Raw genomic sequence first — 17,972 nt, forward strand, 5'->3', positions numbered from 1 at the left:
AAAAGAAAATAATAGCAATGGCAAGGTACGGGGTTATGAATAAATTATTTAAACTATTAATAACAGTTTTTTTATTAATAACAATGTTTTCGCTTATTGTTATGCCAATGAGTGCTAAACAACAATATATATTTGGTATAATTAATATTCTGCTGTTATTTATTATTGGCTCTAAAAAGTCAAAAAAACGATTATTAACAATGATTTTTTTATCATTGTTAATGTCTACACGTTATCTGTATTGGCGAGCAACCCACACACTTAATTTTAATACCTCTATTGAAGGGATATTGGGTACAGGATTATTTTTGGCTGAGATCTACTCTTGGATTATTTTAGTTTTAGGTTATTTCCAAACAGCTTGGCCATTAAATAGAAAAATAGCGCCATTACCAAAAGATATCTCGTTATGGCCAACAGTGGATATTTATGTACCCACATATAACGAAAGTTTAGATGTGGTACGTGATACGGTTTTAGCTGCACAAGGTATTGATTATCCAAAAGATAAAATGAAAGTTTATCTTTTGGATGATGGTAGCCGTGAAGAGTTTAAGCAATTCGCCAATGATGTTGGTGTGACTTATATTGAGCGTGAAGAGCACGATCACGCTAAGGCAGGTAATCTAAATCACGCAATGGCATTAACTGATGGTGAGCTTATTTGCGTCTTTGATTGTGACCATATCTCTACCCGTATATTTTTACAGGCAACGGTGGGTTATTTCCTTGAAGATCCAAAATTAGCTTTGGTGCAAACACCACACTATTTCTATTCACCCGATCCTTTTGAACGTAATTTAAGTGCCGCCAAAAACGGCCCTCACGAAGGTGCACTTTTTTATGGCCCTGTTCAACGAGGTAATGATAATTGGAATGCAACCTTCTTCTGTGGTTCATGTGCGGTAATGCGTCGTAGCGCCCTAGAAGAAATTGGTGGTATTGCGGTTGAGACAGTCACAGAAGATGCCCATACGGCATTAAAATTACAACGTTTAGGTTGGAATTCGGCATTTATTGATATTCCTTTAGCTGCAGGTCTAGCAACAGAGCGTTTAGCATTACATGTTAATCAACGTATTCGTTGGGCTAGAGGAATGACACAAATCTTTCGTGTTGATAACCCTATGTTAGGCCGTGGCTTAACATTTCCTCAGCGGTTATGTTATCTCAATGCGATGATGCATTTTCAGTATGGGTTGCCTCGGATTATCTTTTTAACCGCACCTTTACTGTTTATGTTATTCAACCTCAATATTATCGCCTCTTCTGCCAGTATGATTTTTGCCTTTGCATTACCACATTTAATTATGTCGGTGTATGTAAACTCACGAAATATTGGTAAATATCGCTATTCTTTCTGGGGAGAAATCTATGAAACAGTGATGGCATTTAGTTTAGTACTGCCTACATTGCTCAGTTTAGTCTCGCCTAAATTAGGTAAATTTAATGTCACTGATAAAGGCGATTTGCTTGATAAAAGCTATATGGATTATCTAACGGTACGCCCTTTGATTATTACTGCGCTACTTCTAGTTATGGGTATTTCATGGGTCATCATTCGTTATTTATTAAATGATTTTCAAGGCATCGACCCTTTAGTCATTGTATTGAATTTGGTTTGGGCAACTTATAGTTTATTTATTGTGTTGGCATCGATCGCAGTAGGTAAAGAAACACGCCAAATTCGTAAAAATACCCGCATTAAGGCATCACTTCCTATCACTTTACATTTTGATGATGGCGCTGAATTACAAACTACCACCGAAGATATTTCTATGGGGGGAGTGCGTATTGCGATTAATAAAATAGCTGAATTACGCCAGCGTACTGTTAATAGCATTACGTTAATGGTGCAACGTGATGTTGTTACGCTTCCTGTGGAAATGGTCAGTTTAGAAAATAGCCAGTTACGTCTCGCTTTTTTACCAATGGATTTAAATCTACGCCGTAAGTTAGTACGGGTGATCTTTGGTCGAGCAGATGCTTGGGTTCATCAAACACAATATCAAGACAAACCATTAAAAGAGTTAGGTGCTATCACTGGCTGTATTTTTGAGTTGTTCTTTGGTCGTCGTCAAAAAGTAAAAGCACCGGTAAAAAGAGCAAAAACCTCTCTCTCTGTGCAATCTATTAATGGGGATGACTAGGTATGAAAAAGAAACTGACATCAATACTAAGTCTGACGGTTATTGCCATGGCGAGTATTCATTTTTGCTATGCGACAACAGGAATGCTAGAGCTAGATGGTGAAGTATTACCAGAGCCAACATCTTATACTCATCCGCCACTACAACCCACAGTAAGTACGCAACTATTTGATGATGTTGCACTCTCCGAGGCGCGTAATATTGAAGAGCAGTTAACATTAGCTCAGATGGGGAGTCCATCACCAATAGTATTATCCGGTCGACGTTTATTATCCGGCGTGACATTTCGTATGGCAAATGATCTGTTTATCGATAGTGCGACACTCACCATGAAAGTGAAAGCTTCATCGGGATTAGTGCAAGCCGATCAAACGTTACATTTGATGCTAAATGGTCAACCTATGGGATTTTTGCCTTTAGAAGAAGGTGAGCAAGAACATGAGTATATGTTAGAAATCCCTGAAATGATGTTGACCAATGTAAACAACTTGAGTTTTCGCCTTGCCAGTCGCGATGCTTTAGATGAAAAGCAGTGTATTCCTCCTTTAGCTGATGAGTTAAGTTTGGTGATTTCGCCCGATTCATCATTAAATTATCGAGGTCGTTGGATTAATGGCGGGTATAGCTTGGAACGACTGCCCCTACCGTTCTTTGATCCTGACAGAATGACAGCGACCTCATTACCTATTGTTTTAGCCGATAAACCAGATAATGGGCAGGTAACAGCTGCCGCTATTGCTGCTTCTTGGTTTGGTAGTTTTAGTCATGATATTAAACAAATAGATTTACCTGTATTAATGAATCAACTACCTGATAGCGATGGTGTTTTAATTGGTTATGCCGGACAGACTATTGCAGGTATTACCTTACCATCAGGAAAAAATGGGCAGCTCACAATAGTCGATAACCCTGTTGATCCCGTATTTAAATTATTACTGATTAGCGGTGATGATGAAAAAACATTACGTCAAGCTGCATGGGCATTAAATAGTGGCAAATTACCACCAAATGACCAATTAACGGTTGCTGCTCAACATATTCCGGTACGTCAGGATTATGATGCCCCACGTTGGTTAAATACCAATCATCCCGTAACATTGGGTGAGATAGCTCATGGTCGTGATGATTTTACTCGCCAAGGAATAAATCATGCTCCTAATCAATTTTCGTTTCGTGTCTCACCCGATCTCTTTTGGTGGGATGGAGATGCGCTACCTTTAGATCTGCAATATGTTTTTCCTCATTCAGATAAAATAAATAGCCGTCGCTCTTCGCTAATTGCATCTTTAAACCATCAATTTATTGGTGCGTTATATCCTTCTCGTTCAGAGCCATTAGGAATATTAAGGCAGTGGTTAGGGATGGAGAGTGCACAGCAAAGTAGTACGCTTTATTTAGATCCACGACAAATCTACAGTCAAAATCAATTAGAGTTCTATTTTGATTTACATGAGTATGATGATGCACCCTGTATTTTAACGGATGGCCAAGGATTGATTAGTCGTATTGATCCGCAATCAACCTTACAATTTAAAAATACGTGGCACTATTCCAGAATGCCTAATTTAGCCTATTTTTCAGGTGCATCGTTCCCATTTAGTCGCCGGGCAGATTTTTCTCAAACCACATTATTATTGCCAGAAAACCCCACAACTGAAGAGCTATATACTTTAGTTAATTTAATGGCGAGATCGGGCTATTCAACCGGTACACCTGTTTCTTATATTTCTGTTTTTCTTGGTGCGCAAGCCTTAGAAAAAAATCAGTTAGCACAAAAAGATATCTTGGCGATTGGAGAGTTAGGTAGTAACGGCTTTTTGCCAAGTGCTTTTTCACAAAAAACCTTCTCTTTTATAAATAACCAGCTTGAGATCCAATCTCCCTCATTGATAGATAAAGCTAAAAGTTGGTTAGCCGGTGATCCATTATCACCAAGTAGTGATGCGGCAAATTATCTTGCTCCGTTAAATGATTGGCGGGGAATGATGAGTTTTATCTCTCCTTGGGCTAAAGATCGTGTGGTTGTTTTAGTGACTGCAAAAGGTAATGACTCAATTAAAAACATCATTGGTGATTTGAACCATGCAAATGTCAATGCCGCTATTAAAGGGGATCTGACTTTAATTAGTGGTCAAGATACGGTGATGAGCTTCCATTTAGGAGAACATTTTTCACAGGGAGACCTGCCTCTATTACAGCAATTTCTTTGGTATTGCACCAGACATGTCTATTTGCTTGGCATGTTGGCAGTCGGTTTTTGTGCGCTAACAGGGAGCGTGGTTTATTGCTGGTTACAACGCCGCTCAACGCGTCGCCTGAGTGAAATATCAAAGCGTCATGTTGATAAATAGGGGGAATAAAATGAAAAAACAGACACTTAATATGATTGTTAAAGTGATTTATGCCAGTTGCTTATTAGGCGTTACCCATTCCACGCTTGCTAATGCAACAGATGCGAATATTGTCAGCTCGTTAATAGAGCAAGCAAATTACTGGCATGGAAAAGCGCATGATGAACGTGCTATTGAAGCGCTACAAAAAGTGCTGATCATGGAAAATAATAATCAAGATGCGCTGTATTTAATGGCTTTTTTTACTGCGCAACAAGGAAATGAAAAACAAGCCAGCTATTGGCGTGAAAAACTGGCACGGATTGCACCTCAAGATCCGCGTATTGCGGGATTAAAAAATATTCGCTCATCTCAATTTAGTGAACAACAATTGGGTTACGCGAGAGAATTAGCCCAAAAAGGGCAACATGAAGAGGCAATAAAAGCCTATCAGCGCTTATTTGTCACACATGAACCACCTGATTCGCTATCACTTGAATATTATCAAACTATGGCTGGAATACCGGCAATGTTGCCACAAGCGATTGCTGGGTTAAAACAACGTGCTCAGCGGGTGCCAGATAATAAAGAAACACAAAAAGCATTAGGATTAACATTAACTTATAACGAAGAAACTCGTCGTGAAGGGATTGCTATTTTAAGTAAGATTTCTGGTGATGAAACGGCGAAAAATGGATTAAGACAAGCCTTACTATGGCTTAATGTACGTCCTGATGATGAAGGGCTGTATCAATCTTATCTACAAACTAATCCTAACGATAAAGCCATTGCACAGCACTACCAAGGAGCAATACAAGGTAATGCCCGACAAGCGGGGTATGAAGCGTTAAACACAGGTAACCTAAAGCAAGCAACAACTTACTTTAAACAAGCATTAACGGTCGATAGTCAAGATGCCCAAGCGTTAGCAGGATTAGGTTATGTCGCTCTACGTTCAGGTGATTTGGCAACCGGACAAAAGTTATTAAACCAAGCCTCTCAGTCAGGGGGGGAACAAGGGCAAAAATGGAAACAACAAGCAGAGGATGCGGGTTTTTATTCTCAATTACGAGAAGTGCAACGACAAGCTAAGCAAGGTAATACTCAGCAAGCACTGGATAAATTATCACCTTTAACTTACTCATCGGGTGAAAAAGGATTATCAGCACATTTATTACAAGCGGATTTATTGCGCAAACAAGGTAATTTACCTGCTGCTTATCAGCTATTATCTGAACTATATCAACAGCATAGTCAAAATGAAAAAGTTATTTCCGCATATTACTACTTGCTTATTCAACAAGGAAAAAACAGCCAAGCTGAGCAGTTAGTAGCAAAACAACCCGCATCTTTACGACAAAAATTAACGGCAAATACTGATCCATCAGAAAGATTACGTCGTGATGCGCAAAAGGCGTTAGAAAATGGTCATCGCACTCAGGCAAGACAATTATTAACTCAGGCACAACGTAAAAACCCGCAAAATAATTGGGTATACCTTGATTTAGCCCGTTTAATGATAGCCGAAGGTGATAAAACGCAAGCGGATCAGCTCATTTTACAACTTGAACGTCGTCAAACACGTGATGCCAATTATATTGCAGCGCTCTTTTATGTTGAACAAAAACAGTGGGATAAAGTTTTTACCCTACTGAACAATCAACCTCAACAAACTGAGGCGGAAAAAGCGTTATTAGAGAGAGCGCGTTTTTATCGTCAACTGACACAAGCTGAGCGTTACTATAAAACGGGCAATCTCGTTGCGATGCGCAATACGCTGCGCCCTTTAATCAACCAAGTGGCTGATTATCCAAATGATGTAGGGGAATTAGCTGAAAAACTGGTAAATAGTGGTGCACAAGATGAAGCACTGCACTTGATTGAAAATGATCTGGCTAAAGGGACTAAAGGCTCTGTGGGAAATTATGCAGGGCATATCAATGTGTTTAATGCGTTAGGACGTTATGCACAAGCCTCGAGCTTGATTAATGATCCCGCATTACAGCAACAAACGCCAGCAGCCGAGAAACAACGTTTAGCTATACTGACAAATGTTGCGCAAGCGGATAGTTTACGGGAAAAAGGTGAAATCAAAGCCGCTTATCAAACTCTCGTCACCTCATTAAAGGTAAGTCCTGATGATCCAGACTTATTAATGGCATTAAGTCGTGTGTATTTAGCGCAATCTATGCCAGAGCAGTCAAATAAAATTCTCTCTTACCTTGAAAAACAGCAAGGGAGAGATAGCAAATTACTTCAAGCACAAATTGAAGTTGCTTTGGCGCAAAAAGACGGTCGTAAAGCCAAAACACTGTTACAACAAATACCGACATCTTCACAACCTGCTTATCTATTACAAGCAGCACAAGTAGCGCAATTAAACGGTGAAAATCGTCAGGCATTGGCGTTATTGCGTAGCGCACAATGGCAAACGACAAATAACACAACAGGTACGGTGAATACCGCAGCAGGGCAGTTAATGGCACTAGAGAGTGAAAATAGTGTGATGACTGGCTCTATAAATGAAGATAAACAGATGGTTGCTGTTCAACGCTCCATTCGTCAATTAGAGCAGCAGATATCTCCTTGGGTACAAGGTGGTATTGCTATTCGTCATCGTAATGGTGATAAGGGATTATCAAATTTGACTGAAATATCGGCACCGATTGCTATCTCAAGTGTTCCTGGTGAAGATTGGCGCTGGCAATTTAATATTAATCCCGTTTCAATCACCAGCGGTACGGCTTCTGGAGAGCGCGCTAATCGCTTTGGCTCGGGGCAATTGCAGCATGCTGAACGTTTTGCGAAAAACAGTGATAATCATGATGAAAAAAACAAAATAAACGCAGATGATGCGGGAAGCCAGCGGGCTTCAGGTGTTGAATTAGGATTGATTTTATCTGATCACAATACACGTTTTGATGTTGGAACAACACCTTTGAATAAAGATAGTTCCACTATTGTTGGTGGACTGACTTACTCACCAAAAATTGGCCAAAATGGACAGTTAACATTAACCGCAGAGCGTAGAGCGATTAAAGATAGCTTACTTTCCTATATGGGACGTACCGATCCTATAACGGGAGAAACCTGGGGACAGGTCACGCGTAATGGTGCTAAAGCGCAATATGCATGGGATGATGGCAAAGTCGGTGCTTATATTGGTGGGGGATACTATAACTACCAAGGGAAAAGTGTTGAAAGTAATGAAGAGGTAAAAGTTTGGCTTGGCTCTTATGCAAACTTCTACAAAGATGAGCAACAAGAAGTCAAAGCAGGTGTTCATGTGGACTATATGAACTTTAAAAACAACCAAAATTACTTCTCATTAGGGCATGGGGGGTACTTCAGCCCACAAGATTATGTCGCTGTCTCTTTGCCTGTTGCTTATACCCGTCGTTTTGAAAAAGGAGAGGTATCGCTAAATGGTGCGATAGGGGTACAGAGTTACAAGCAAAAGGGGAGTGATTATTTTCCAACCCATGCTTATATGCAAAATGCGTTAAACAAACGTCATACGAGTGACTCACGTATTAAATCTCGTTATGAAGAGCAAGATGAAACCAATATTACCTATCGTTTAGGGCTCGATGCTAAATATTATTTAAATAAAGAGTCAGAATTAGGGCTCAGCTTATCTCATGATACATCGGGTGATTATGCTGAAGATAATATGTGGTTATATCTAAAATACACCCCAGACTTTTTATCTAAATAATTAAGGAGATAAGTAATGAACCAACATGATAGCGATATATTACAGTTACCTTTTGAAAGCGGTTGGCAAGATCTGACACAACTATTATTTTTTCAAATAGTTAGTGATAACGATATTACGCAGGCCGAAAATAAATTAAGAGATATCGGGAAAGATATCGCTCAACGTTACCCATTACCTGATAGCGAAAATATCCAGTCATTAGAATCACATATCAATCAAGTTTTAACACTGTTTAAGTGGGGCTTTGTGACTATCTCTCCAGCAATGAGTGAGTTGCTATTAGTGCACTGTGCATGGCCACATTTTTCAGCAAATGAAGAGGAAGCTAATTGGCGTGCAGCGAGTGCCAGTGTATTAGAAGGGCTATATGAAGGCTGGCTTACTCATCAAGGGGGAAATGATAAAATGCATGTGCACCGTCAAGCTACAGATGCAAAAGATGCCTTTATTTTTCGTTATGCGAATAGTTCATCAGATAAATAATAAAAACTATGCTTTATTGATAAGCATAGGAGGAAAAAATGAGTGAATTAGTAATTAATAATAATATTGTTAATGACTTATTAATAAAGCAATTTACTAATTATGTATTTATGATGATAGTAACAGATATAAAAGGTAATATTATCTACGCTAATAAAAAATACTGCCAATTTAATCATATTAATTTTGAAAGTATAAAAAATAAAAGATATAACTTGTTTTATTTAGTTGATGAAAATCAAGATGTGTTTTCTAACATTAGTGATAATAAAGAGGTAATAAGATTAGAGGCAAAAAACCCAAATAAAAATAAACAAGAAGTATGGGAAGATATTAATATCGTTCCAATTTTTGATAAAAATAATCTAATTTCTCATTATGCATTTTTAAGTTTAGATATCACGGATAAAGTAAAGTTAAGAAATGATTTATTAAATAAAAGCTATATTGACTCTTTAACTGGAATGGCTAACCGTCTAAGTATTATTGAGAAAATTGAACAGGAGCGATTAAATATTGCGACACCTTCATCTTTTTGTCTTGGGATTATTGATTGTGATAAATTCAAAACGATTAATGATCAATATGGCCATGCTATTGGTGATCATGTTTTATGTGAGATAGCGCAGCGTTTATTAGCCTTAGAACGCCAGCAGGTTTACTGTGGACGACTTGGTGGCGATGAATTTGCGGTACTTTTCCCTGCTGGATTACGTTCTTGCTCTTTATTGTTATTGGAGATCATCGAATCGCTATGGCGAGGAATGGAAAAACCGATAAAAATCAATAAAGAAAAAACAATTGTTCCTTCTATTAGCTTAGGTATTGCTGAATACCCTAAGGATGGCAAGACATTATCTGAACTATTAAAGTCAGCAGATAAACAGCTTTATGCAATAAAAGAGAAAGGAGGAAATAAATACGGTTTTTATTCAGAGTATTAAATAACACTATATTTCAAATAAAAGTCATTATTAATAAATAAAAATCTCCTTATCTGGAGAGGGATACTTATATTTTAAATAGAGAGTTTTTTAGAAAAGAAAATAAAAGAAATTATTTTCAATTAATAACAATGTATTGTTTTTATATAAATAATTATTTGAGGAGTATATTATGATGAAAGCTGTTATTCCTGTCGCTGGATTAGGCACACGTATGTTACCTGCAACTAAATCCATTCCAAAAGAAATGTTACCGATAGTTGATCGTCCTTTAATTCAATATATTGTTGAAGAGTGTGCACAAGCGGGTGTTGAAGAAATTATTTTAGTGACACATTCATCTAAAAATTCAATTGCTGATCATTTTGATACCAGCTTTGAATTAGAGAATATGTTAGAGCAACGAATAAAAAATAAATTATTAAAAGAAGTTCGCTCTATTTGTCCTGAAAATGTAAAAATTATTCAAATTCGCCAAGGGCAAGCATTAGGATTAGGGCATGCCATTTGTTGTGCTCACCCTGTCATTGGTGATAATCCTTTTATTGTGTTACTCCCCGATGTGCTATTAAATTCTCACTACTGTGATCCTTGCCATGATAACTTATCTGCCATGATCAAACGCTTCCAAAAAACAGAGCGTAGCCAAATTATGGTTGAACCTGTCGCACTCACTCAAGTACATCAATATGGGATTGTTGATTGCCAAGGTGTTTTTTGTCCACAAGGTAACTGGGCGCCTATTCGTCGTATTGTGGAAAAACCTAATCCAGAACAAGCACCTTCTAATCTTTCTGTGGTGGGGCGCTATGTTTTCTCTGCAGAAATCTGGCCGTTACTCGATGGGTTGCCTGCGGGGGTTGGCGGCGAAATCCAATTAACGGATGCTATTGATCTCTTATTGAAAAAAGAGGTTGCCGAAGCTTACACCTTAGTTGGTAAATCTCATGATTGTGGTAATAAACTCGGTTATATGAAAGCCTTTGTTGAGTATGGTTTACATAATAGCGAACTGAAAGAAGAGTTCGCTCATTGGATACAAGAGTTGTATGCAAAAGATGTATTATCCCAAACTATGGCCAATAATCGCCCAACACTAAAAGAAGTCGATAACAGTGTGATGACAATTTTTTGAGGCTATTTTGCAATAATCAGTAGTATGCCGACCGAGTTTATTTAGCGGTCGGCAAAAGAAGGAGAAAGAGACAATGTCCATAAGACAGTTATCTCGATTGACTCATCGACTTGGTATTTTGCTAACACTAAGTGTGATGTTAATGATATCCCCAATGACACAAGCGACAGAAACCCAAGCAGGATGGCAACAATTTAAAGCGCGTTACATTACTCCCGAGGGGCGTGTCATTGACAGTGCTAATCAAAATATTTCACACTCAGAAGGTCAAGGATATGGCATGTTAATGGCGGTTATGAGTGACGATCGCCAAACCTTTGCACAATTATGGCACTGGACGGCAATGTCGCTGTATCGTGGTGATCTTGGCTTATTTAAATGGCGTTATGAACCCGAAAATAACCAACATACACCCGATCCTAATAATGCAACAGATGGTGATATTTTAATTGCTTGGGCATTATTAAAGGCTGGGGAAAAATGGCATGATGAAAGCTATCTTTCAGCGTCAGATTCTATTCAGCATGCGATCCTTGAACACACTTTAGTGAAGACAGAAAACTACAGTGTACTCTTACCGGGAATTAATGGCTTTAAAACTCCCGAAGAAATTATTATTAACCCCTCCTATTTTATCTTTCCGGCATGGAAAGATTTCTATCGAGTTAGTCATGATAGCCGCTGGAAAAATTTAATTAACGATAGCCAATCCTTATTAAGAAAAATGCGTTTTGGTAAATATAAATTACCAAGTGATTGGGTAAGTTTATACCCTGATGGTCATCTTGCCCCGAGTGAAAAATGGCCAGCACGATTTAGTTTTGATGCTATTCGCATTCCTCTTTATTTAGCATGGGCACAAGATAAACTCGCATTACAACCTTTTGTGAATTATTGGCAACAATTTGATCGTGATAAGACGCCTGCGTGGATCAGTATTGATGGTAAAGAGCGCGCTGATTATAACTTAACGCCAGGTATGATGGCGGTAAGAGATCTGACAATGAAAACAGTAATTGAAAATGTTGATTTAACTAAGGATACGGATTATTACTCTTCAGCCTTACATTTATTAGCCGCCTTTGCGCAGAATAATCACAATGACTATTAATTAGCCCCGGTGGATATAACCATTAAAATAAAAAGAGGCTAGTTATCAGCCTCTTTTTTGTTCGATATCAGGACGAGTCAATAATCGTGTTGTTACAGATTACTAATCCCGATCACCTTTTATCAGTAAATTTGAAAATTAATTATCTTTGCCACCGGCAACGTTTAATTTGTCATAAATATAGTTCTTATAACTATTAACTAATTTTTCATCCTCACAATCATTTAATTTGCCTTGGCATAAATGACGCATTTGAATATTGGCTTTATAGTAAGGTGATAAAGGTAAACGAGCGCGCTCTAACAACATTCCCCCTAAAAAATTAATATCCGTTAATTCTCCAGTAGAAAGGGTTGCACCTTGCGTTAAATTATCCCTTAAGGTGAATTGGGTAATATGTGCTGGATCACTAAAAGGTGATTGATAATTTTTTAGGTCAATATTAGGTTGATGATCACCAAAATAAAGAAACAGAGTGGGGCGCTCTCTATTTGCGACAAAGTGAGAAAAATCTTCAATAGCCGGATCACTGGCAATAATTTTTTCCATATAGTGGCTAAATTTACCCGGTGCATCAGGGCTTTCTGTCTGACCAGCTAATTGATAATCATCACTATGTGAGCCTTTATAAGGGCCATGCTCATACATAGTTAAAGAAAAGATAAATAATGGCTTATCTGTATGTGTTTTTAAGATTTCTTTTAGATAATTAATCATATCTTGGGTAGGGATAGTCCATAAATTCTCTTCTAAACTCCCCGGATAACCCAATTCTTGTGGCTGGATAATCTCATCTACCCCTAATTTTTCATAAGCATATCCCGCGTGATAGGCGTTACGATTAAAAGGGGTGAGCAGTACGGTGTAATACCCTTGAGATTTGAGTTGGCGGAATAAACTTTCATTGAGTTTATCAACCACAAAATAGAACACAGAGTTTTTACGCGCACCAAAATCATCGGTATTTAGACCGGTTAATACTGAGAATTCAGAAAGCCAAGTTCCTCCACCAAAGGTTTGTACTCGTAATGGGCTTTGGGCACTGACACCTTCATCTTTTTTAAACATAAAAAGATCGGGCAAATCCACGTTTTTATCAAATTGGTAAATGCTTGGGTTTACGGTAGATTCTTGTAGTAATACAACAATATCGGGTTTTACCTCGGTTTGTGTTTCCGGTAAGACCACACGGTTGGCTTGCTCGATAAAGTAGTCTGCACTTTGTGCATAGTAAGGGGGATGATAAGCCGTTTGATAACCCGACATAATTAAATTAGTCACAGTTCCTCGACCACCGGGAAGCGTACCTTCCCACTCCGATTGCCATTTATTGACTGTAAAATGAATAGTTGTAAGGCCAATAATAATGAGTAATAAGCTACTTAGGCGTGTAGCAATAGGTGATTTACGGGAGAAACGCCACGCGGTAACCATATTAATGATTAGCCAAATAGCCATGGCAATAATCGCGACACCGGCTTCCCAATACTGCGTTAAGGTGCCTAAATTTGAGCTATCAAAAGCAAGGTTAAAATCTGAAAATAGCAGTGACTCTTTATAATAGTGGACTTTAAGCTGATTGATAAACTTGATAATGATAAAGAGTGTCCCTGTTGTGATTGCCGAGAATAGCGCGCGGGACGATAAAACAAAACACAGCGTAAAAATAATAAAATAAACACTGACAGACAGTAGTGCGGTATAAATTAGAGAAGCTTTCTCAAAGACAATAAATAATGAAGCAATAAGAACAAGCGCAAGATATATACGCCCTGATAATTTTTTCATATCTCTTCCGAGCATAGTGATTAAAAGTTTATTGATAAAGACAAGCGAAGAATACCTTAATTGGCTGAATGCTCATATCCAGCCAATCATAAAGAGTAACCAGTTAAGTTAGAATAACCCTTTATCTCGTAAGATATGAAGATCTTTTTTACGTCGAGTGAACCCTGTTCGGTCAAAATACTCAAGAATTTGTACGGCAAGTTTGCGACCTACGGCCAGTTCATCACGAAAATCGGCTGCGGTTACACTGCCGTTAGTTTCGTTATATTTTACGATGATAGCGGCAAATTTTTCTATCGAATCATGAGTATAATAGCGATCGGCAATAATGGGGATAATAAGACCTAGTTGAGCAGCTTTGCGTAATAAGCCTCGTATGACTTTTTCATCATTTTTCATTTCATGGGCGAGATCACGAACCCACCAAGGCTCTGATTGTTGAAAATAGTTTTTGGCAATCTGCCATAGTGCCTCTTGCTCTGCTGTGAAGGCTAACCCATGTGTTGGTAGATGTAGCCAGCCTCGAGTTTGCTTAATAGCACCTTCTTGGCGTAACTGATCAATTAAGTGATAAACCAGCTCATCGTGATAAGTGGGAAGAGCCATACGTTTTAAACGGGAACGGCCCACACCCATTTGATCGTTATGTTGCTGGTGATATTCTTCTAGTGTGCGTAATAGTTTTGCTTTAGCCTGTTCGGCATTGGCTTTCGAAATGACGACGCCGGAAATAGAAATAACATCAAAGGTGGTTAATAGCGTATCAAGTGCGGTTTCCGTCAGTTGCTGTGCCCAAGCAAATTGAGTCAATAATAATTCACCTTTGGGTAAATAGAGTGCGAGGTTATCACTCACCGTGTTGGCTTTATCAAGTGCACTTAGCCAAGATAAAAACTCAGCTTGTCGTTTACCCCGACGAGGAGAGTGTAAGCAGAGCACTTTGGCCGCCGCTAAAGTTCGTTGTGCACTAATATCGCGTAAAATTAGTCTATCGTTATCCACCAGCCACAAGGGTTCATCAAGAATAAGCTCTGCTAATAGCGGTGTTTCATCGGTATTATTTAATAGTGCAATACGTCCTGTAATATGGCGTGTACCATGATGAATATGAACCGGTTGCCAATGTTTAATAGATTCATCAGCTGTTAGACTGACTAATATTTTGTGTGAAGGATAAAGTGGTGCTTGTGATAGTAACCAATCACCACGAGAAACCGTTTCTTTACTGACATCACCACTAATATTTATCGCAATGCGCATACCTGCACCAGCTTGTTCTACTGGCTGATTTTGCGCATGTAATGCCCTAATTCTTACCGGTTTGTCTGCACCGGTTAGCCAAAAAGTATCACCTAGCGCAATTTGCCCGGCAAGTGCAGTACCTGTGACCACCAAACCCGCACCTTTAATACTAAATACACGATCAATTGCTAAGCGAAAACGCTTATGCCATTGAGGGTGTTGTTGCTCTTGCTGATGTAGGGTAACTAAATAGTCTCGTAATGGCGCGATACCTACGCCAGTTGAGGCTGAAGTGACAAAGATTTGTGGTGCTGACCAACCTAGATTAAGTAAGTGTGTGGTTATCTGCTGTTTAACTTCATCAATACGTGGTGGCTCTACACGATCTGCTTTGGTGAGGATCACGGTGATGTTAGGACAACCGGCAAGACGTAAGATAGCTGTATGTTCAATAGTTTGTGCCATCACACCGTCATCACAAGCGACAATTAATAAGGCGTGAGAAATTCCCCCAATACCGGCCAACATATTAGAAAGAAACTTTTCATGACCGGGGACATCGACAAAACCAATGACTGATCCATCGGTTTGTGGCCAATAGGCATAACCTAAATCGATGGTCATACCGCGTTTTTTTTCTTCAGGTAAGTGAGTTGTATCTACACCGGTGATCGCTTGTATTAATGTTGTTTTTCCGTGGTCTACGTGACCGGCTGTCGCAAAAATCATAGTGATAGAGCCTGTATTAATGCATTTTCATCCTCAAGACAACGTAGGTCGAGCCATAAGCGACCATCCGTAATACGGCCGATAATAGGTTTTTCTAGGTTACGCCAATGTGCCGCAAGGGCATCTAATTGACTTCCTTTCCCATCTTTGGCAGCAAAGGTAAGGGCTGCACTGGGTAAGCTTTCAATCGGTAACGAGCCACTTCCTATTTGCGAAGCACATGAGGATATTGTGATATGGTAGTTATCGCCATAATATGCCTGAAAATGAGGAAGTAACCGTTGCGCCATATCATGAATTTCGGTTTGTGTACGAGTGAGTAAACGTAATGTCGGGATATCCTTGATCATTTTTTCAGGTTGTTGATAAAGTCTTAAGGTGGCATCTAATGCTGCCAATGTCATTTTATCGACACGTAACGCTCGTTTTAGAGGGTGATGTTGGATGGCTTCTATCCACGCTTTTTTACCTAGAATAATTCCTGCTTGTGGGCCACCTAATAGTTTATCTCCTGAAAAAGTGACTAAATCTATACCCTGTTGCAAATAGTCCTGTGGCATCGGCTCGCTAGGTAAACCCAGTGCAGCCAAATTGGTCATAGAGCCACTGCCTAAGTCTATGGCGGTGGGTAAATTCATCTCTTTACCCAGCGCAGCAAGTTGTGTACCTTCAACTTCAGCGGTAAAGCCTTGAATGCTGTAGTTGCTGGTATGAACTTTCATTAGCAACCCAGTATTTTCGTTAATCGCATTACGGTAATCTTTTAGATGGGTACGGTTAGTGGTTCCCACCTCTTTTAAACGACATCCCGCTTGGCACATCACATCAGGAATACGAAAAGCACCGCCGATTTCAACTAATTCGCCACGAGAAACAACCACTTCTTTATCTGGTGCGACGGTGGCCAGCATTAATAAAACGGCAGCTGCATTATTATTAACAATACAAGCATCTTCGGCGCCAGTTAATTCACATAACAGATCGGCAATAGCTCGATCACGATGTCCTCGAGAAGCACCATCAAGGGAGTATTCTAATGTTGCCGGAGAGCGCATGACTTGGCTTACCGCTTCAATCGCTGACTCTGCCATTAACGCACGACCTAAATTGGTGTGTAATACCGTCCCTGTTAAATTAAAAACCGGTTTTATGGCGGCTTTTCGTTGTAATGCAATACGATTTTTTAATTCTTCCGCCCAATTATCATGCCATTGCGGTAACTGATTATTTTGTCGAATAATGATACGCGCTTCTTCTTGTAGTTTGCGTAAATGTTCAACGATAAAGGTCTGCCCATAACCATCAACTAAAGTTTGAATGTCAGCCTGATGGAGCAAACTGTCTATCGATGACAGTTGACTGTAAAGTGAACGCGTATCATGTGTCATGTTAATACCTAATTATTATTCATTGGGGAATAGAAGGGGGTTAATACTACTGCGTGCAAAACCTTCTTCTTCCATTTTTGCATCAAGAATAAGGGAGGCTAAATCGTCAGCTACAGCATCGACGTTAGCATCTTTTTCTTGGTATAAAATTTTTAAATAACTACCACAATCGCCACAGCTTTCTGCTTTGACTGGCGCATTTTCACTATCAAGAGACCAGTAATTTAATTTGCCCGTTAGTTCACAATTAGTACATTTTATACGTACCACGTGCCATTCGGTTTCACATAAATTACAGTGTAAATAACGCAGTCCTTGAGTGGTGCCAATTTGTACCATACTCGATACAGGCATACTGTTACAAACGGGGCAAAATTGGCGATTTTCGCCATATTCTGTTTTCGCTTTACCGGGAATGTTTGCCGCCAGTTGCGCCCAGTAAAGTGATAATGCCGCCCAAATAAACACTGATTTATCAGCGGAAACTTTTGAGTATTCATCGTTTAATAGTGCTGTTGCCATCTCTTCTAATTCGGTTTCAGAGGCTTTAGAGAGATTTTCTAAGGCAATTTTAGCACTTTCAGGTACAACGGATTGTAATTCCGCAATGATTGAGGCGAGTAATGCATGCCAATGCTTACTACGCTTAAAGGTCTTTTTATCTAACGGCGCTATACCCGTTTGTTGAGAAAGTAACGGGGTTAAATCTAATTCAAGCGGGTTATCATGTAATGCTTTTTCTTGTGCTAAGGCAATTTCGGCAGCAAATTCAAGATAATCAGCGAAAGGATTGTCTTTGGCTAATGCTTGAAAACGTTCAGCACGACGTTGGTAGAGGTTTTTTAAATTAGGGAATAACACCGGTGGAATAAAGCTGATGCTTTTTTCTGATGGCTCTTTACCTAATTGCTCTTTAGGAACGATGCGAATACTCATAACGTTCTATCTTCC

At 39.1% G+C, this 17,972-nt stretch carries 11 protein-coding genes; 7 read left to right on the top strand and 4 right to left on the bottom strand.

Annotated features, from left to right (window positions below; translation table 11 throughout):
• The first annotated feature begins 35 nt into the window (after nt 1-35).
• The 7 genes from bcsA to PMI_RS15360 all read left to right on the top strand — a co-directional run bounded on the left by bcsA (nt 36) and on the right by PMI_RS15360 (nt 11,874).
• A complete protein-coding gene (gene bcsA / locus PMI_RS15330; protein WP_050955855.1) occupies nt 36-2,150 on the top strand; it encodes a UDP-forming cellulose synthase catalytic subunit in 2,115 nt (704 codons plus the stop codon).
• A gap of 2 nt (nt 2,151-2,152) precedes the next feature.
• Nucleotides 2,153-4,501 carry a cellulose biosynthesis cyclic di-GMP-binding regulatory protein BcsB gene (bcsB, locus tag PMI_RS15335; protein ID WP_012368621.1) on the top strand — a complete coding sequence of 783 codons (2,349 nt, stop codon included), beginning with the start codon at nt 2,153-2,155 and terminating at the stop codon, nt 4,499-4,501.
• 10 nt (nt 4,502-4,511) lie between these two features.
• A complete protein-coding gene (locus PMI_RS15340; RefSeq protein WP_012368622.1) occupies nt 4,512-8,198 on the top strand; it encodes a cellulose biosynthesis protein BcsC in 3,687 nt (1,228 codons plus the stop codon).
• A 15-nt stretch (nt 8,199-8,213) separates the two neighbouring features.
• Nucleotides 8,214-8,684: a cellulose biosynthesis protein BcsD gene (gene bcsD / locus PMI_RS15345; protein ID WP_004246549.1), complete on the top strand. Its 471-nt coding sequence runs from the start codon at nt 8,214-8,216 to the stop codon at nt 8,682-8,684.
• A gap of 38 nt (nt 8,685-8,722) precedes the next feature.
• A complete protein-coding gene (locus tag PMI_RS15350; RefSeq protein ID WP_012368623.1) occupies nt 8,723-9,628 on the top strand; it encodes a sensor domain-containing diguanylate cyclase in 906 nt (301 codons plus the stop codon).
• A 172-nt stretch (nt 9,629-9,800) separates the two neighbouring features.
• Complete coding sequence (gene galU / locus PMI_RS15355) at nt 9,801-10,763, top strand: UTP--glucose-1-phosphate uridylyltransferase GalU (RefSeq protein ID WP_004249967.1); 963 nt, start codon at nt 9,801-9,803, stop codon at nt 10,761-10,763.
• A gap of 73 nt (nt 10,764-10,836) precedes the next feature.
• Nucleotides 10,837-11,874: a family 8 glycosyl hydrolase gene (locus tag PMI_RS15360; RefSeq protein WP_012368624.1), complete on the top strand. Its 1,038-nt coding sequence runs from the start codon at nt 10,837-10,839 to the stop codon at nt 11,872-11,874.
• A gap of 138 nt (nt 11,875-12,012) precedes the next feature.
• Here the strand turns inward: PMI_RS15360 and PMI_RS15365 are convergent, their stop codons facing one another.
• The 4 genes from PMI_RS15365 to fdhE form a co-directional block, all read right to left on the bottom strand.
• Complete coding sequence (locus PMI_RS15365) at nt 12,013-13,662, bottom strand: LTA synthase family protein (protein ID WP_012368625.1); 1,650 nt, start codon at nt 13,660-13,662, stop codon at nt 12,013-12,015.
• Nucleotides 13,663-13,770: 108 nt separating this feature from the next.
• Nucleotides 13,771-15,633, bottom strand: a complete 1,863-nt coding sequence (gene selB / locus PMI_RS15370; RefSeq protein ID WP_012368626.1) for a selenocysteine-specific translation elongation factor — start codon at nt 15,631-15,633, stop codon at nt 13,771-13,773.
• Complete coding sequence (gene selA, locus PMI_RS15375) at nt 15,630-17,021, bottom strand: L-seryl-tRNA(Sec) selenium transferase (RefSeq protein ID WP_012368627.1); 1,392 nt, start codon at nt 17,019-17,021, stop codon at nt 15,630-15,632. The genes selB and selA overlap by 4 nt, the downstream gene beginning before the upstream one ends.
• Before the next feature lie 15 nt (nt 17,022-17,036).
• Nucleotides 17,037-17,957: a formate dehydrogenase accessory protein FdhE gene (fdhE, locus tag PMI_RS15380; RefSeq protein ID WP_004246539.1), complete on the bottom strand. Its 921-nt coding sequence runs from the start codon at nt 17,955-17,957 to the stop codon at nt 17,037-17,039.
• Between the last annotated feature and the right edge of the window lie 15 nt (nt 17,958-17,972).

This window comes from Proteus mirabilis HI4320 (genome assembly GCF_000069965.1).
Taxonomy (GTDB): domain Bacteria; phylum Pseudomonadota; class Gammaproteobacteria; order Enterobacterales; family Enterobacteriaceae; genus Proteus; species Proteus mirabilis.